The sequence below is a fragment of the Bacillus sp. ISO11 genome (genome assembly GCF_003458115.1).
Classification (GTDB): domain Bacteria; phylum Bacillota; class Bacilli; order Bacillales; family Bacillaceae_G; genus Bacillus_A; species Bacillus_A cereus.
On sequence record NZ_QXCO01000057.1, the window covers coordinates 1 to 16,722 of the forward strand.

Genomic DNA, 16,722 nt, shown 5'->3' on the forward strand with positions numbered 1-16,722 from the left:
TATCAAAAGCTAGTTAAAAAGCTAAACCTTGGACAATCCATGTCAAGAAGAGGAAACTGTTGGGATAACGCCCCACAAGAATCATTTTTTGGTCATCTGAAAGATGAAGCTCATATAAAACCTTGCGTGTCCTTTAATGAATTGAAACAAGAGATTAAGAAATATATGACGTATTATAATCATTATAGATATCAATGGAATTTAAAAAAGATGACTCCTGTTGGATACAGAAATCATCTTCTTGATGTTGCCTAACTTTTTTCAAAATGTCCTTTACAAAGGGTACAGATTAAAATGATTCAGTTTTTTCTTAATATATTTACAACTGCAGTTGTTTCGTCATTTTCTTTATAGACACGCGGAATTCTTCTATCTAGCATACATGTAACTTCATAGTTTATTGTACCTAACATATCCGCTATTTCTTCTACTGCGATATTTTCTTCACCTTGTTTACCGTAGAATACTACTTCGTCTCCTACTTGTACTGGCATCGCTTTTGAAACATCCAACATTAACTGATCCATACAAACACGGCCAATAACAGGTACTCGAACCCCGTTAATTAACGCATAGCCTTTATTAGATAATTGACGATTATAACCATCAGCATAACCAATTGGTACAGTCGCAATCCATTCTTCACCAGTTGTTACATACGTATTCCCATAACTTACACCACGATTCTTCTTCGCATGTTTAATATGAGCTACTTTTGATTTTAACGACAACGCAGGCTGTAAAGAAACGACTGAATGATCCACTTCTTTTGACGGATACATACCGTACACTCCTATTCCAACGCGTACCATATTTTGAAATGTGTTACTTAATTCCATTGATCCCGCACTATTTGAACTATGAATATATGGTATTTGAATTCCTAATTCTTTCGCTGTATTAACAGCCTTTTCAAATAAACTTGTTTGCATATTCGTATATGATTTATCGATTTCATCTGCTGTAGAGTAATGCGTAAACATCCCTACTACCTCTACATACTCCATACGGTTTAATTCTTCTAAAAATGGTTTAACTTCTTCTTCTTGTAAACCGATACGACTCATTCCTGTATCAATTTTCACTTGAATTTGTACTTTCTTTTGAAGACGGTTTGCAATTTCATTTATACCATGTAAATCTTCTACTCTATAAACAGTCATCATAACGTCATATTGAATTACATCTTCTACAGCCGCTACTGGTGTGTATCCTAAAATTAAAATTGGTACAGTAATTCCTGCTTCTCTTAATTCTATTGCTTCATCTACAAATGCAACTGCAAGTTGATGTATTCCCGCTTCAATTGCAGCTTTGGCAACTTCAACTGCCCCATGGCCATACCCATTCGCTTTTACAGCAGCCATCATCTTAATTTCTTCATCATTTACATGTTTTTTAAATTCTTTTACATTATGTTTTACAGCATTTAAGTCAATTTCTACAATTGTATCTCTTCCATATTTCAAACTCATTGGTCTAACTCCTAACTCAATAATTGCATTCCATTCTATTTCACGTTTCATATGACCTTTTACAATATAATACTTTTCATTATGCTAGTCAAACTACTAGAATTTTCGGAATTTTGAGTATGATATAATATCCTCAAGAAACTATTATATACGGAGACGAGGAGAATTACAATGTTTGTTCAATCTGCATTGCATCAACTAAAAGTTGCTATTGATACTTCTATTTATATGCTTAACCAATATAGTGAAAACGATTTAAAAATACAACCCATTCACTCAAAACGATCATTATTTGAAATGTGTGCACATCTTTCTCTTATTTGTCATGCTGATTTACTCATTTTAAATGGTATTTCAGAAAAAGAATTACATACCTTTTATATAGAACATACGCCCGTAACAGTTGCTCACATGCAACAAACGATGATTGAAGGATACAACCTTCTCTCTAAAACATTTCTTTCCTACTCCCAAATAGAATTAGCAAAAGTTATGACTGCCTATTGGGGGATTTCTTATTCGCGCTTTGAATGGTTACTTGAAATCGTTGCACACTTTTATCATCATCGTGGACAAATTCATATTTTATTATGCGAGCATATGAAAGATCCTCGCATTCCTTTATTTGAGTGATTTTCCACTCATTCATTAATTATAAATAGAGAAGCTACAAAACCAATAAAAAGTATCATTCCTAATAAAATAAATGTTTGAGCATAACCTCCTATTTTCATAAGATAAATAGAAATGATAGGTCCTATACTAGTACCTAAAAATAAAATAAAAGTATATTCCCCTTGCTTTCCCTCCTAATTGACCTCCAAGAGAAACTAAAGACGGAACGGATATAGCAATACCTATTACAAAACAGACACTCATCATTACAAGTAGAGATAGATCTGAAACAAAGCCCATTGAACTTAGACTAAAAATAACAATCAACAATCCCCCTTGAAGAACTTTCCTTACTTCAAACCTCTTTGTTAAAAGACCTGCAAGTGGTGACAGCAACATACCAAACAGCCCTGCTAAGCGAAAATAAAGGATTTGTTCTGCAGTTAAATTGTAAGTAGGAGAGCTCAAATAATTCCCTAAAACAGTATACATATTAACAAAAGCCATTATTAAAACAGGATTTTTCACACTGACTAACTATTAGTTTTAAATAATTCGCAACTTCTTTAAGGCATAAGAAATTCCGCCTTCACTCGCCTTCGTTGTAACGAAATCAGCCCTTCTCTTCAACTCCTCTCCACCATTTCCCATCGCAACTCCTAATCCTACATACTGCAACATCTCAATATCATTTCCACCATCGCCAAAAGCAATGGCTTCTAATTTACTAATGTTTAAATGTTCCAATACTTTTTGAATTGCAGTTAGCTTCGATACTTTACTATCTTCCAATACATTTATAACGTAACCATGAAAACGCTCAAACGTAAGTGCTGGATATCTTTCAATAAATTTTTGAGCTTCTGTATCATCAGCATACAGACATATGCAATACATCTCATCTGATAAGTTTCTAACTTTGTCAGGATACCGCTCTAAATTTAAAGTTTCATTTAACGCTCGCATGACACGTTCATCTTTGGAAGCAATATTATTCATTGCAAATTCTTCTGTAAAGTAAGAAACACTGTGACCATGTAATTCAGCAAAATTTGAAATATCATGAACGATTTCGCTTGAAAGTACTGATTTATGTATAACTTCTTTCCCACATTTTATATGTGCACCATTTGCTGAAATAAACGTATTTATACCTAGTTCCTTAAATTGTGAGCATAAACTATACGGTCTTCCAGTTGTAACAACTACGTGAATTCCTTTATCTATTAACCTTCGTATCGCTTCTTTTGTACTTTCGTGCATGCTTCTATCAATCTCACTTAATAACGTACCGTCAACATCGAAAAATACAACTTTGTACATAAGTCTTTACATCCCGTCCAAATGATTCGTATCATTAATGAAATGCACCGTTTTTTGTTCACCCTCAATTTCAATTAAACTTATTCCCGTATCTCCCATTTTGAAATAGTAGTCCATTGAAATTGGCATTTTGAAAAATGCACGTAATAGACTATTAATTACGCCTCCATGGGCAACAATTGCAATTCGATCATATGTATTCTCTATCATAATTTTAGAAAAGATTCCTTCTATTCTCATTCGAAACTCAATAAATGATTCTCCGTTTTCAAAACGGTCATGAAGAAACTTTGGCTCTGGATATTTCTTTGCTTCTTCAAATGATAAGCCTGCTTGCACTCCATTATTAAACTCCATTAATTCCTCTTCTAATTGAATTGGACAACCAATTGCTTCTGCTAATATTTCACCCGTTTCACGAGCGCGTTTTAATGTGCTTGCCCAAATGAAATCTGGCGCAAAATCTTTTTTCACTTTCTGTACAAGTCTTTGTACTTGTTGTCTCCCTTTGTCAGTTAACTCAAAATCAGCTCGACCTTCATGCACATGTAAAATATCAGCTTCTGATTCTCCGTGGCGTATTAGTAGTATTTGCATGTTTCTCTCTCCCTTTATTTAACATTCATAAAATTCCATTATATCACTTTTTAAGATTCCAAAATAAAAAAGGAACGGTCTCCCGTCCCTCATCCATTCACTTTTTCCGCATCATTCCAATAATATTTACTAAACGCTTCTGTTAACACATCAATTGTGTTATATAATTCATCTAACGTATTATCAACACCACCAACTTCAATTAACATCGCATTTTTCGATAAATCTTGGTTATAAACGCCATTTCCATCTTTTTTATACTTTGGAAAAATCCCTCTACTTAATCCGTAGTAGTTTTCATCTAAATAACTATTGATGGCTCTTGCAATTTTTTCATTTTCAGCACGGCCTTCATTTTCCATCCCAATTATAAAATATAATCTTGCATACGATTTTCCGTTAATTACTTTTGTTGTTACTTTCTTACGCTGATCGTCACGGTGTATATCAATTGGAAACGCAATTTTATTATTTTGTGCTAATGCTTCTTTTACATATTCATGAGACGCTTTATATGATTGCGGCCATTTCCATTTTTTACTCGCTAATAAATCACCCATATTCGTTTTATCGTGAACTACCGGAATTCCTTGTCCTTCAAGTTGCTCTTTCATACGTTTCCCTAGTAAGGACACATTTACATCTGGACTTGATGGATCCGTAGCCCCTGGTAATAATGGAAAGAAGGATTCCCAGCTATGTGTATGATAAATATATACTGCACTTTCACCTTTTTTCGCTCCGTTCTTTTTCTGAACCGGATTATTCTTTTCCGCTTCTGTAACTTTATCTTTTGCTACTTCCCTTTCTTTCGTTACTTCTTCAATCGGTACACTAGATTCATTTGGGATATTCGTCAAGTTTGTCCCTTCACCAGCTACGATAATATTAGAATAATACTTTGACATACCAGGTACTTCTTTACCGACGAATGTTCTTAAATCTTTAATTTTCAAATCTGTCGCAATAGAGAACATTAAATTTCCAACTGACTCTCTTTTATTCTTCTTAAAATAATCAAATCCGTAATAGCGATTCTCACTTTCTATCATTTGAACAAAACCTTGCATCGATACTTTTCCAAACCATTGATTTGCATAATTCGATTTTATTGTATGTAAAAATGACGTCAAAATCGACGCTATCATAATTACTATTAGCGCATATAAAAGGAGTAACGAAATCAGTTTCTTCCCATGTATTCGAGTTGCATACTTTTTCACTGCATCACCTTCTTTATACATGGATATGTACAAGCTTTTCGGAATATACGCAAAAAAAAGAGAAATGGTATCCCATTTCTCTTCCTCACTTTTATTGTTCTTTTCCTGTATCATTTGAAGGTAGTTTCTTCACTTGTTTTTCTTTAAATATTTCTCCAATTGCCCCAAGAGTACCAAGTGTTTCAATTGCATTAGACGGAATAAAGACTTTATTTGCTGGTCCTTTTGCAACTTCAGCTAATGATTCAAATGATTTGTAAGCAAGTATACGCTCATCCAAATTCGCTTCACGAAGCAATTCAATACGATTTTGTTCTGCTTTTGCGATTTCTTCAATTGCCCTTGCTTCCCCTTGCGCTTCTAATTCTTTTGCTTCTTTTATACCTTCAGCTTCGCGAATACGCGCTTCTTTATCCCCTTCAGCCATCAAGATTTTACTTTGCTTTTCCCCTTCAGCACGAAGGACTTTATCTTGTTTTGCTGCTTCAGCTTCTAAAATAATCGCACGTTTATTACGCTCAGCCTTCATTTGTTTTTCCATTGATGCTTGCACATCTTTTGGCGGGTTAATATCAACAACTTCGACACGTTCAATACGTACGCCCCATTTTTCTGTTGCTTCATCAAGCGCTAAGCGGATTTCTGTTGAAATTTTTTCACGACCAGATAACGTTTCATCCAGTTCCATTTTACCGATAATTTGACGCATCGTTGCTGAAGTAATATTACGAACACCATATTCATAGTTTGAAATACCATATGTCGCAAGTTCTGGTTCAACAATTTGATAGAAAATAATAGTATCAATTTCTACTTGAACATTATCTTTCGTAATTACCTTTTGCGGTGGTACATTCGTTTGTTGAATACGTAAGTCATGATATACACGAACACGATCTACAATTGGTATTAAAATATTTAACCCTGGGTGCATGATACGTTGAAACTTACCAAATCTTTCAACAACCCCAACTTTTTGCTGAGGAATAATTTTAATTGTTAATGCGATAAATGTAACTACAATTAGTGCGAATATAATCGTTAACGTTAATGCTACCATATTTATTCACTCTCCTTTTTCACTTGTAATATAGTACTATGCCTCTTTATAACAACGACTTTTTCTCCAGCATCAATTGAAGAATCTGCAATAGCTGTCCAAGTATCTCCATCCACTTTCACAATACCATTCGCTTCATTTGTAATCGCTTGCATAACAATCCCTTTTTTACCAACAAGCATATCTACTGTATCAGTAAAACCTTTTGCTTCTCGAAAGTTTTTTGAAATTCTTTTCGTAAAGAATGTCAAAGTTAAACTTACAATTGCACCAACAGTAACTTGTAACAGTAGTGCATCAGGAGCAAACAAAGCAATAAGACCTCCGACAACAGCTCCAATTCCAAGCCAAAGCATGTAAAATGTAATCGACAACATTTCTGCGATAAATAAAATACCAGCTATTATAAACCAAATTACCCAAGCAGCCATATGCAACCCTCACTTTCTTTCTCATTTTCTATATGTATATGAAGAAAAGAATGGTTTATCCGCCCTTTCTTACACTTGGGCGTTTGCTACAAGCTATTGTACATACTCACTGTTACAATGATCATTAATATAATACTATATCAATATATTCTTCATTATACATGAAAATCCCTTTCAAAAAGTGACAAAAAATTAAATTCTTTAAAAATTTTAATTTTTAAATTACAATTATTCTAATTACTAAATACTATTTTTTATAGAGGTGATAATCTTATTGAGAAACCTGTCACTAATCTACTATTTAGGTTCCAAAATATGCATTACTCTCGCTGACATCGTATATGTAATGATTATTACAACTCATATTTATATAGCAACTAAATCAGCTACTATTACTGCTCTTTTTCCATTATTACAAGTTATCACAAATCTAATTGCTAACATCTCTGCACCACTTATAATAAATCGTTTTCCATCTTATACGCTGTTATATACGCTCCAATGGCTGAAAACAGTCTTTTTACTATTATTAATGATTTTGTTCCCGGTCTTATCCACAAACATTATAGCTCTATTAACTTTTATTTTTGTCATTTCATTATGTAGTGGGTGGAGTGCTCCGTTATTATACGGTATTCTCCCGCGCCTTACACCGAAAGAAAAATTAGTAAAAGTAAATAGTATCTTTTCCTTTTCAACACAAATTGTGCAAGCCGTTGCTTATTCATTTACGAGTATTGTCGTTCTTCTCATTGGCGCTACTTCTACACTCATGATTAATAACATTTTAATGATTTTCGGATGCATTGCATTACATTTTTCATTACGTTCCATACATACTGAAAGAATAGCAGATTCTCCCTCTTCCAAAAGTACTGTTTTATTGGAAGGTTGGAAACTCCTATTTCAAAATCCTTCTCTCCGTACCGTTACATATATGGACTTAATCGAAACTTTCGCAGGGACAATATGGATTGGTGCTATTACGATGGCATACGTTACGACTATCCTTCATAAGGGCGAAGAATGGTGGGGATATATTAATACAAGTTATTATGTTGGCACGTTAATCGGTGGTCTATTAGCATGGAAAATGAGTTCCTATATTCAAAACAATTTAATACGATCTATGTCGATTGGCTCTCTTATATTTAGCATTCTTACATTTTTATATGGTATGACGAGCAGCGGATTTATTGCGCTTTTTCTATGTGTTCTAATGGGACCATGTTATCAAATTAGAGATATTTCCCAAACGACTGTTTTACAATCAAGTGTCGCCCCTGCTTTATTATCCAAAATGTATACAGCACATGATGCACTTCTTTCAACAGCCTCTGGACTATCTATGCTTAGCATTGGCATTATTACTGATATGTTCGGTGTTCGTACAATTTATATCATCGCTTCTATTCTTATTTTATGTTCCGCTTGTTTATCTTTTAGTTTATTAAAATATCATAAGACAGAGCAGAACGATATTTCAATTTAATCACTAAAACAAAGAGGACAGGGATTCCTGTCCTCTTTGTTTATTCTATTCATGATAAGTTGGGGATTTTTCTATGCTTTGTCGCTTGTTCAAAAGCATAAGCTAATTTAATTAATATCCCTTCACTAAAGGCAGTGCTTGCAATGGTAATTCCAAAAGGCCTCCCGCTTTCCATATACCCTGCTGGTATTGCTATAGACGGATAACCCGCTTTTGCACATATAGTAGAACCTATATAGGAAGGAAACAGTATCGCATCAAGATTATATTTTTCCAATGCAAAATCAATGCCTTGTTCTTGAGAAAAATATATATCTTCTAATCTCGCATTTAAATATTCTGGATTTCGTAACGTATTAGGAAAATCTTTTCTTCCCTCTAACTTAGTTTGTCCATATTTTAAAGCACTTTCTGCTATGTTTTTATTAAACTCCATTAACTCCGAAATAGAATGTACCGGGATAGTAGAAGGTAATTTAGAAAGATAGTTATCTAAACTATGCTTCAGCTCATAAAGCGGAACTCCCCAGCTCCATTCTCTATGAAAAGAAGGAATATCAATATTTTCTACTACTGTCGCTCCTTCATTACGTAATACTTGAATCGTTTCCTTAAACAAGATTTCATCATACTCACCATTTTCGTAATAATCTTTTGGTGCATCGTTAAACACACCAATCTTCGCTCCATTTAAACCATTTGCATCAAGGTAAGATGTATAATCCCGATATGCCCTATTTTCACTTTTTCGAGTAACTACATCTTTCTCATCCACTCCAGTTAAACTCCCTAGCAAAATAGCAGCATCTGTTACCGTTCTAGCAAATGGTCCAGCTGTATCTTGCGAATAAGTAAATGGAATAATTCCTCTACGACTAATTAAACCGACAGTCGGTTTAATACCTACTACAGAATTTTGAACAGCGGGGCTCAAAATAGAAGCATCGGTTTCTGTCCCAACAGATACTACTGTAAAGTTAGCAGCAACTGCTATCGCAGATCCTGTACTAGATCCGCCAACAAACATATGATCCTTGCCCGTTCCGTATGGATTGATTGTTTGACCACCTCTTGCACTATATCCAGCCCACATTTCAAAAGACATTGCATTTGCTAATTCTGTCATATTCGTTTTTCCAATTATCACTGCCCCTGCTTCTCGCAGTTTAGTAACAAGAAATGCATCTTCACTGCTTATATTTTGTTCTAGAGCTATTGTACCTGCACTTGTATGCATGGAGTCATTCGTTTCAATATTATCCTTAAGCAAAACAGGTATTCCATGCAATGGTCCCCTTACGCCTTTTGTCTTTCTTTCATAATCTAACGCTTCTGCAATAAAAATAGCATCTGGATTGATTTCTAAAATTGAATTGATTTTCGGTCCGTCTTGATCATACTTTGCGATTCTATAGAGATAATACATTACTAGCTCTTTTGAAGTTAACTTTCCAGATTCCATTTCATTTTGAATATCTTGAATTGTTAATTCCTTTTTTAAGATTGGATTAAACTGAATTTCCATTTATATTCTCCCTTATATGAACTTTTTTAGCGTATAACCCTTAATTTTTCAATTTTTCACCTCAACACATCCTAAATTGATATCCCTTTAAAGAAATTCAATATCCTTATTTAAACACCTTTAATTTCCCGAAAAATAAAAAAAGTCTGAAACGGATTAAACTTCGCTTCAGACTCTTACATTACTGTGCGTATACTTCATCTAACAAATGTAAAAACTCACCTTGTTTCCCAGCTAATTCAGGGCATTTTGCAATATCAACCCATTCGTAGCAAAATACTAATCCTTTATCTTCCTCACCAGCACTTACAATATGTTCCCAAGTATCCTTTACATCTGTTAGTAAAGTTACATGAAAAAAGTGGCGTTTTTCATATTCCTGTTTTTCTTTCATATGTATGATGTAATCTGCTAAAAATCGTTCTATGCATAAATGACGCAATCCGGATTCTTCCTGTACTTCACGCAATATAGCCGCTTCTAACGTTTCACCTTCATTAACCGTTCCTCCTGGCACTTGAATACCAGCTTCATGTATATCACGATGTTTAAAAACAAGTAATTGCATAACCCCCTCTTTTTCTCTTGTAATATATGCATGTACTTTTTTCTTATATAACATCGTCATTATACGTCTCTCCCCTCAATCATTTACTCTGTTACTTCTTCAAGCGTCAGTTGATTATCATACAAATATGTAGCTTGTGGATTTCCCACATACCTTACGTGCCATGGTTCATACCGATAACCCGTAATCGTTTCTTTCGCTTTTGTGTATCGAACAACAAAACCAAATTTATGGGCATTTTCAGAAAGCCACTGACCTTCTTTCGTTTCCCCAAAAACCGTCTCTAACTGAAATTTAGCAGATTGGGACGTAATATCCATAGCTAGTCCAGTTTGATGCTCACTTGTGCCAGGAACCGCGCTAGACATTGCTGTTTTTGCTTCCCCGTCTTGTTTTTTATACATCGTATTTAATGCTTTTTGTCGATCAAAAGATCTAAATCCAGAAACTGCAAAAAGAAAAATACGCTCGTTGTCAGCCTGCTGAAACATATCCTCAAGCGCCCTCGCTGCCTCTTTTCTCATCTTTTTCTTTTCTTGATCACCTTCACTAGAGTAGCGCACTTTCGGAATAACTAAATCTGGCGGTCTATACCCATCTGGTAAACGCCTACTTTTATTTACAAGTACAAGCATTGAATTCGGATTATTAATTACCGCAATATCCCCATCCATATTAGCAATCGTTTCTTTCGCTTTCGGAAATATGCTATTTACACTTACTTCCCGCGCCTGCTTATCCTTATACATTTTATAATTGATTCCTGCTACTCCAATAATAATTATTGCAGCTACAATACCAAGTAGTGCCCATCTTTTTTTCATATAACGACCTCTTATTTTAATAATTTGGCCATTTCATACTCATCGATGCCCTTTCCATCGATAATAAGAGCAGCTTTTTTGACACCTTCTTTCTCAAATCCAGCTTTTTTATATAGTGCCTGAGCTCTTGTATTGTGGGCCATTACTGTTAATTCTAAACGCCATACATCATGTAATTTTGCCCACTTCTCAACCTCTTTAAACAATCTCGTCCCAATACCTCGCCCGCTATACTCTTGCAAAATACCAATTACAATGCTTGCCACATGCCTCTTTCTTTGAATGTTATTTCCATTCACTAATATAAAACCTACTATTCTCTCATCTTCAACTGCTACAAATATTGTTGCATATTCATTTTCCATAAATCGATGGATCATTTTTTCTTGTTGCTCAGCTGTAGTTTTCCTTTCTCCTGGTTCATATAGCATAAACTTCGTTTCTTCATCTAATTGCTTACTTAATTGCAAAAATGATGCTGCATCTTCTATTTCGATTTCCCTAATCACTTCAATCACCCTACCAGTTTCATAATAAAAAGTTTTCCTTATAAAAAGATTTTCTCTACTTTCCCGAAAATCCCTTTGTAAATCTCCTACTATAAATTGACAAATTTCGATATTACTATAACAACGACAAATTATGTCTATTCTGTGACGTCTCACCATTACAAAGAAAAAACGCAAGCATTACACTTACGTTTTTTCAAGATTGAAGTGCGCTAATAATTATCGATAGATGTCCTGGCTAATTCACGTTTCACTTTATCCATTCACTTTTTCTGCCTGCCAAAAATATTCACCAAATGCTTTAGCAAGTGCATCAATTGATCGATTCAATTCTTCCTCTGTATTATCTACACCGCCAACTTCAATTAATATTGCTTGTCCTGATAGGTCTTGATTATAGATTCCATTTCCTGTCTGGAACCCTTTTTGAATGACCCCACGACTCACTCCTGGATATTTCTTATTAATCGCCTCATGTAAAGCTGTCGCTAATTGTAAGTTTTTTTCATAGTTTTTATTTCCTTTCCCTACTACAAATGCAAGCTTTGCATATGACTTATCTCCAATTGTTTTTGTCGTTACATTCTTTCGGGCACTATCACGATGCAAATCAAAAAAGTATTGAAGATCTTTATTTCCAGCCATAGCTTGCTGCACAATTTCTCGTGACATTTTATACGAACTATTACTGTTTAAACCTTTACTTATTAACTTTTGACCAACATCACTCTTATCGTTAGTAGCTCCAATCCCTTCACCTTCTAGTTGTTCACGGAAACGATCTCCTAATATAGAAATATTCGATACAGAACTCGTTGCTTTATTCGGATTCGGGTCATTCGTTAAGTTAAGTAAAGGTAAATAAGATTCCCAGCTATGTGTATGATAAATAAACGCAACTTGTCTCTTCCCAGTCGTTTGGGACGGCTGTTTTTTCTCTTTACTCGTATCTTGTTTAGGTACTTGTCCAGTTCCACTAGTCCGTTCCTTCACCACTTCTTCAAGAGGAACACTCGACTCTATCGGTAAGTTAGAATAATTTGTACCCTCACCCGCAATAACAATTTCTGTATCGTACTTACCAAACCCCGGGAGCTCTTTCCCGACGAAACTGCGTACATCATTAAAGCGAATATTTGTAGCCATAGAAAAGAGAAAAGAAGAAATTGAAAAATCTTGATTCAAATTTCGATACTCCTGTGTAAAATAATGATTCTCTTTTCCAAGTACATACATGTAACCATTCATCGATAACTCATTTAACCAATTATATAAATACGTTGACTTTGTCTCTTTCATAGAGGTTACCATCATACTAATAAGAAAAAAAGTCGCTAGCATTGTAGTAATAACAAATAAAACTAACTTACGCATACTTGTAAACTTCATAAAAAAAAAGCCCCGATTCATACTATCACCTCTCTATTTCAAGTTATGTACAAGCCCTAGAGAATAGACCGTTAAAATTTCGGCTATATTGTTAATGAGGTGAAATGAATTGAAGCTATTAATAGGAATATTACCAATCGCTCTATCATTCATTTTTTATTTGTCCGCTAAGCAACCAAAAATCGCTATTGTGCTACATATTTCTGCGTACTTGGCACTGTATGTACTCGGTATAATTATTTCCATTAATATATACGATGTTTTAATACAAGATTTAGTTTTCATGACGAGCATTCATGGAATTTTACTGAATCCATTTTTCCTTATTGCAGGAGCGTATATAGGAACATACACTTTGTACCTACTTTTGTCTCACATTATTATGAAAATAAAAAATGGAGCGTAATGAAATGCAACCACCATTTATCTGTCATACATGCAAAAAAAGAATTGTGAGAAAGAAAGACCTTATTACAGCCACATGGTACTTCCGCTTTTATTTATTTCACAGTGATTGTTTTAAACGACAGCAAGTGTTTATCTCACGATTTCTCCCTGTGAATACACTTTTCAATTTCTTTCTTATTATATATGGACTTATTTTTGGCAGTATTCTTATGATTACAGAACCATCTATTATTTGGCTGACTTTCTTTTTTCCCATTTTTTATCGGTTTCTTTCTTATTATTATGTTGAACGTTTTTTCTCTACAGAACGCGTAGACTGACCTCTCGGAATACTTAAACATTCCCACTCATTTTCTTTTAACATCTTCCCAATGTAAATAATCTGACCAATATGCAATGCATAATGAGCAATTTGCCTTTCAATTGCTTGCATGACAGTATGTGCTTCACCGCGAATGTATACCGTCTTCAATAAGTGTTCCGGCGTTAAAGTATTCATCGTATTAAAAACATATTTCCATCCTTCTTGCCAAGCTATAAGGGTTTCTTCTTTTGAGTGATAGCATCCTTCAAATTCACCATCTCGATTACGATCTGTTTTTTCACCATCAGACGTTAAAAAATCCGTCCATCTAGAACGCATATTACCGTGCAGATGCTTAATAATAATCGCTATACTATTTGTTTCTTCATGAGAAGACCATTGTATTTGTTCATATGATAATTGAGAAAGTGCCCGTTCCCCTTGTTTCTTTGTTGCTTTAAAGTTCGAAATCGCACATTGCAAATATTCTCGTCCGATATCCATATTAGCCCCTACCTTCACCCTAGCTAATTTTTGTTCCATTTGGCAATTCCATATTAGGCTGAAGTAACACAACATCATCAGCTTCAGGAACACCACCAAGCACAAGTACTTCTGATTTGAATCCAGCTACACGCTTTGGTGGAAAGTTTACAACAGCAACGATTTGTTGACCGATTAAATCTTCTGGACTATACCTTTTCGTAATTTGAGCACTTGACTGCTTTATCCCGATTTCTCCAAAATCTATTGCTAGTTTAATCGCTGGTACTCTCGCTTCTTTAAATTCCTCTGCATGTATTACAGTTCCAATTCTCAAATCCAAATTTAAAAAATCTTCAAAATTAGCCATTTATCATTCCCCCCCACTTATTACTTAGACAAAATACAAAAATCCCCTTCAAAAAAAGAAAGGTGCCTAAGCACCTTTCTTTTGTAATTCACTTGATTCATTTGATTTATAGAAGAAGAAACCGAGAATCCCGCCAATACATGATGGAATTAACCATCCGATTCCTTCGTTATATAACGGTAACATTTGTAGTACATTAGAAATCGCGTCAATTTTAATTTTCGCACTTTCTAAACCGTTAAAGAAACTAATTAACAATGCACCTAAAATAGCTCCAATATAAATTGTATTACGCTTCCCAATCCACTTATGGAAATACGAAAGTACAATTAATACGATTGCAACTGGATAAATGATCATTAACACAGGTAATGTTACTGCGATTAATTGTGTTAAACCTAGGTTAGATACAATTAAACTAAATACACATACCATTGTTACAATCGTTTTATGCGAAAGTTTTGGAAATAAGTTTGTAAAGAAACCCGCACACGCAGATGTTAACCCAACAGAAGTTGTTAAACAAGCGAGTATAATAACAAGCCCTAATAAAATTTTACCACTCGTCCCATATAGCTCATTTACAACATTCGTTAAAATAAGACCACCGTTTTCTGAGATACCAAGTGATGTACTTGTTGAACCAAGATAAGCAAGTGATAAATAAATTAACGTTAAACCAAGTACAGCAATAATACCTGATACTACTGTTATTTTTGCAATTTGACTACTCTCTTTTATCCCTTTAGAGCGGATAACTTGTACAACGACAATTCCGAATACGAGCGCGCTAATTGCATCCATCGTTAAATATCCTTGAATAAATCCACCAAAGAAAGCATTTTCTTTGTAAGCAGCTAACGGCGCAGCTGGCTCTCCAATTGGATCAATAATTGCCTTTCCGACAATAACAGCGACAATTAATACTAATAATGGTGTAAGAAACTTTCCGAACCAATCCACTAATTTAGATGGATTTAATGATAAATACCACGTTATTCCGAAGAAAACTATCGTGAAAAGAAATAGCATGTACCACTCTGAAACCATTGCCTCTGATAAAAACGGCTTCATACCCATTTCAAACGAAACAGCTCCAGTACGAGGAATCGCGAAAAATGGTCCAATTGCTAAATAACTAATCAATGGGAAAATAAACGCAAATATAGGGTGGACTCTAGAAGATAGCGCTTTCAAGTCCCCCTCTACAAACGCGACAGCTGTTACAGCTAGTAGGGGTAATCCGACTCCCGTTACAAGGAATCCTATTGTAGCAATCCAAACATTCTCTCCTGCTTGTTGACCTAAAACTGGCGGAAAAATTAAATTTCCTGCTCCTAAAAATAATGCAAATAGCATTAAACCAATTGCTACCGTATCACCTGGCCTTAAACGTCCCTTCATGCTCTTCATTTGCATAGCACTTTTTCATTGTTTATCTCTATATTTTACAATATGCTATGCATCCTCCTCTCTGCTCAAGATGATAAAATATGCCCCTTACAAAGCAGTGTCTTTCTCCATAATTTCTCCATTCCCCTTATTTTTACTCTAATCATTAATATAATTATTATTTTAATTTTTGATTTTTTTGAATTTTTAAATCATTAGAGTGTTATTACGTGGAGTATAGTTGTCAGACCTCTTTGTTTTTATCACACATATAGTAACATATTTAGTTGCAAAATAAAAACATATTTTCAAATTGATTTTTTTGAAAATCGAAATTATCTACATTTTTTATTCTCTTACACAAATATTGTTATAATCTCACCTATTATTCGATCGTTATTTTCAAATAACTTTATACACGTAACATACAAAAGCCATCTAATATAATGAAGTGACCCCCGAAAGTTAGACAGGTCGTTTCATTAGGCAGCCTCTAGGGTATGAGCCCGGTATTGTACTGGGCTCATACCCTTTAATTTTGCCTTAATTCTTTTATGATTATAGTATTCTATATACTTTGCTAATTCTTGTTTGAAATGTGTTATACTTTCAAATTCTTTTCGATACAGAAATTCCGATTTCATGATACCGAAGAAATTTTCAATAACGGCATTGTCATAACAGTTTCCTTTGCGAGACATACTTTGAGTTATGCCACAATTCTTAAGAGAATG

20 protein-coding genes and 1 pseudogene are annotated in these 16,722 nt (G+C 34.4%); 5 read left to right on the top strand and 16 right to left on the bottom strand.

Features of this window, described 5'->3' with window-relative positions; translation table 11 throughout:
* Positions 1-255, top strand: a 255-nt coding sequence (locus D1166_RS29585; RefSeq protein ID WP_165851663.1) for an IS3 family transposase, incomplete at its 5' end; no start/stop codon positions are given.
* A gap of 44 nt (positions 256-299) precedes the next feature.
* On the opposite strand, the gene alr is transcribed toward D1166_RS29585, so the two are convergent.
* Positions 300-1,475, bottom strand: coding sequence for an alanine racemase (gene alr, locus D1166_RS29590; protein WP_021727885.1), 1,176 nt, complete (start codon positions 1,473-1,475; stop codon positions 300-302).
* A 171-nt stretch (positions 1,476-1,646) separates the two neighbouring features.
* On the opposite strand from alr, the gene D1166_RS29595 reads away from it, so the two are divergent.
* Positions 1,647-2,108 (top strand): DinB family protein, encoded by a 462-nt coding sequence (locus D1166_RS29595; protein WP_000498004.1) that lies wholly within the window; start codon positions 1,647-1,649, stop codon positions 2,106-2,108.
* An 8-nt stretch (positions 2,109-2,116) separates the two neighbouring features.
* On the opposite strand, the pseudogene D1166_RS29600 reads toward D1166_RS29595, so the two are convergent.
* The 6 genes and pseudogenes from D1166_RS29600 to D1166_RS29625 all read right to left on the bottom strand — a co-directional run.
* Positions 2,117-2,606: pseudogene (locus D1166_RS29600) on the bottom strand (MFS transporter); the annotation flags it as partial.
* Between the two features lie 30 nt (positions 2,607-2,636).
* Positions 2,637-3,413, bottom strand: coding sequence for a Cof-type HAD-IIB family hydrolase (locus tag D1166_RS29605; protein WP_000278964.1), 777 nt, complete (start codon positions 3,411-3,413; stop codon positions 2,637-2,639).
* Between the two features lie 6 nt (positions 3,414-3,419).
* On the bottom strand, positions 3,420-4,010 hold the full coding sequence (locus tag D1166_RS29610) for a histidine phosphatase family protein (RefSeq protein ID WP_001166433.1): 591 nt from the start codon (positions 4,008-4,010) through the stop codon (positions 3,420-3,422).
* Positions 4,011-4,099: 89 nt separating this feature from the next.
* Positions 4,100-5,347 (bottom strand): stage II sporulation protein P, encoded by a 1,248-nt coding sequence (gene spoIIP / locus D1166_RS29615; protein ID WP_326039295.1) that lies wholly within the window; start codon positions 5,345-5,347, stop codon positions 4,100-4,102.
* Positions 5,325-6,293 (bottom strand): SPFH domain-containing protein, encoded by a 969-nt coding sequence (locus tag D1166_RS29620; RefSeq protein ID WP_000226253.1) that lies wholly within the window; start codon positions 6,291-6,293, stop codon positions 5,325-5,327. The genes spoIIP (D1166_RS29615) and D1166_RS29620 overlap by 23 nt, the downstream gene beginning before the upstream one ends.
* Before the next feature lie 2 nt (positions 6,294-6,295).
* Positions 6,296-6,724 carry an NfeD family protein gene (locus tag D1166_RS29625; RefSeq protein WP_000741974.1) on the bottom strand — a complete coding sequence of 143 codons (429 nt, stop codon included), beginning with the start codon at positions 6,722-6,724 and terminating at the stop codon, positions 6,296-6,298.
* Between the two features lie 274 nt (positions 6,725-6,998).
* On the opposite strand from D1166_RS29625, the gene D1166_RS29630 reads away from it, so the two are divergent.
* Positions 6,999-8,216 (top strand): MFS transporter, encoded by a 1,218-nt coding sequence (locus tag D1166_RS29630; protein WP_118043535.1) that lies wholly within the window; start codon positions 6,999-7,001, stop codon positions 8,214-8,216.
* 49 nt (positions 8,217-8,265) lie between these two features.
* On the opposite strand, the gene D1166_RS29635 is transcribed toward D1166_RS29630, so the two are convergent.
* The 5 genes from D1166_RS29635 to spoIIP (D1166_RS29655) form a co-directional block, all read right to left on the bottom strand.
* Positions 8,266-9,741 carry an amidase family protein gene (locus tag D1166_RS29635; RefSeq protein ID WP_097855706.1) on the bottom strand — a complete coding sequence of 492 codons (1,476 nt, stop codon included), beginning with the start codon at positions 9,739-9,741 and terminating at the stop codon, positions 8,266-8,268.
* Between the two features lie 181 nt (positions 9,742-9,922).
* Complete coding sequence (locus D1166_RS29640; RefSeq protein ID WP_000178289.1) at positions 9,923-10,369, bottom strand: NUDIX hydrolase; 447 nt, start codon at positions 10,367-10,369, stop codon at positions 9,923-9,925.
* Between the two features lie 23 nt (positions 10,370-10,392).
* Entirely contained in the window at positions 10,393-11,133 is a 741-nt protein-coding gene (locus D1166_RS29645; protein WP_000747647.1) for a M15 family metallopeptidase, read from the bottom strand.
* Positions 11,134-11,144: 11 nt separating this feature from the next.
* The gene (locus tag D1166_RS29650; RefSeq protein WP_000617574.1) at positions 11,145-11,642 is read right to left on the bottom strand and encodes a GNAT family N-acetyltransferase; all 498 of its coding nucleotides are present in this window, start codon (positions 11,640-11,642) and stop codon (positions 11,145-11,147) included.
* Between the two features lie 255 nt (positions 11,643-11,897).
* Positions 11,898-13,052 (bottom strand): stage II sporulation protein P, encoded by a 1,155-nt coding sequence (gene spoIIP / locus D1166_RS29655; protein ID WP_001079280.1) that lies wholly within the window; start codon positions 13,050-13,052, stop codon positions 11,898-11,900.
* An 88-nt stretch (positions 13,053-13,140) separates the two neighbouring features.
* Here spoIIP (D1166_RS29655) and D1166_RS29660 point away from each other — a divergent pair, with 88 nt between their 5' ends.
* Complete coding sequence (locus D1166_RS29660) at positions 13,141-13,437, top strand: hypothetical protein (RefSeq protein ID WP_000770734.1); 297 nt, start codon at positions 13,141-13,143, stop codon at positions 13,435-13,437.
* Between the two features lie 4 nt (positions 13,438-13,441).
* Complete coding sequence (locus tag D1166_RS29665) at positions 13,442-13,759, top strand: hypothetical protein (RefSeq protein ID WP_002098535.1); 318 nt, start codon at positions 13,442-13,444, stop codon at positions 13,757-13,759.
* Here the strand turns inward: D1166_RS29665 and D1166_RS29670 are convergent.
* The 4 genes from D1166_RS29670 to D1166_RS29685 all read right to left on the bottom strand — a co-directional run.
* On the bottom strand, positions 13,720-14,286 hold the full coding sequence (locus D1166_RS29670; protein WP_000435829.1) for a DUF1572 domain-containing protein: 567 nt from the start codon (positions 14,284-14,286) through the stop codon (positions 13,720-13,722). The genes D1166_RS29665 and D1166_RS29670 overlap by 40 nt on opposite strands.
* The gene (csaA, locus tag D1166_RS29675; RefSeq protein WP_001263015.1) at positions 14,267-14,596 is read right to left on the bottom strand and encodes a chaperone CsaA; all 330 of its coding nucleotides are present in this window, start codon (positions 14,594-14,596) and stop codon (positions 14,267-14,269) included. Before csaA ends, D1166_RS29670 begins: the two co-directional genes overlap by 20 nt.
* A gap of 66 nt (positions 14,597-14,662) precedes the next feature.
* Complete coding sequence (brnQ4, locus tag D1166_RS29680; RefSeq protein ID WP_011110049.1) at positions 14,663-16,000, bottom strand: branched-chain amino acid transport system II carrier protein BrnQ4; 1,338 nt, start codon at positions 15,998-16,000, stop codon at positions 14,663-14,665.
* A 470-nt stretch (positions 16,001-16,470) separates the two neighbouring features.
* Positions 16,471-16,722: IS3 family transposase (locus D1166_RS29685; RefSeq protein WP_141530432.1), on the bottom strand; the 252-nt coding region annotated here is incomplete at its 5' end.

Excerpts from the sequence above, each read along its gene's own strand:
- alr (WP_021727885.1), bottom strand. The coding sequence starts at position 1,475 with ATGAGTTTGAAATATGGAAGAGATACAATTGTAGAAATTGACTTAAAT.
- D1166_RS29595 (WP_000498004.1), top strand. The coding sequence starts at position 1,647 with ATGTTTGTTCAATCTGCATTGCATCAACTAAAAGTTGCTATTGATACT.
- D1166_RS29605 (WP_000278964.1), bottom strand. The coding sequence starts at position 3,413 with ATGTACAAAGTTGTATTTTTCGATGTTGACGGTACGTTATTAAGTGAG.
- D1166_RS29610 (WP_001166433.1), bottom strand. The coding sequence starts at position 4,010 with ATGCAAATACTACTAATACGCCACGGAGAATCAGAAGCTGATATTTTA.
- spoIIP (WP_326039295.1), bottom strand. The coding sequence starts at position 5,347 with ATGATACAGGAAAAGAACAATAAAAGTGAGGAAGAGAAATGGGATACC.
- D1166_RS29620 (WP_000226253.1), bottom strand. The coding sequence starts at position 6,293 with ATGGTAGCATTAACGTTAACGATTATATTCGCACTAATTGTAGTTACA.
- D1166_RS29625 (WP_000741974.1), bottom strand. The coding sequence starts at position 6,724 with ATGGCTGCTTGGGTAATTTGGTTTATAATAGCTGGTATTTTATTTATC.
- D1166_RS29635 (WP_097855706.1), bottom strand. The coding sequence starts at position 9,741 with ATGGAAATTCAGTTTAATCCAATCTTAAAAAAGGAATTAACAATTCAA.
- D1166_RS29640 (WP_000178289.1), bottom strand. The coding sequence starts at position 10,369 with ATGACGATGTTATATAAGAAAAAAGTACATGCATATATTACAAGAGAA.
- D1166_RS29645 (WP_000747647.1), bottom strand. The coding sequence starts at position 11,133 with ATGAAAAAAAGATGGGCACTACTTGGTATTGTAGCTGCAATAATTATT.
- spoIIP (WP_001079280.1), bottom strand. The coding sequence starts at position 13,052 with ATGAATCGGGGCTTTTTTTTTATGAAGTTTACAAGTATGCGTAAGTTA.
- D1166_RS29665 (WP_002098535.1), top strand. The coding sequence starts at position 13,442 with ATGCAACCACCATTTATCTGTCATACATGCAAAAAAAGAATTGTGAGA.
- D1166_RS29670 (WP_000435829.1), bottom strand. The coding sequence starts at position 14,286 with ATGGAACAAAAATTAGCTAGGGTGAAGGTAGGGGCTAATATGGATATC.
- csaA (WP_001263015.1), bottom strand. The coding sequence starts at position 14,596 with ATGGCTAATTTTGAAGATTTTTTAAATTTGGATTTGAGAATTGGAACT.
- brnQ4 (WP_011110049.1), bottom strand. The coding sequence starts at position 16,000 with ATGAAGGGACGTTTAAGGCCAGGTGATACGGTAGCAATTGGTTTAATG.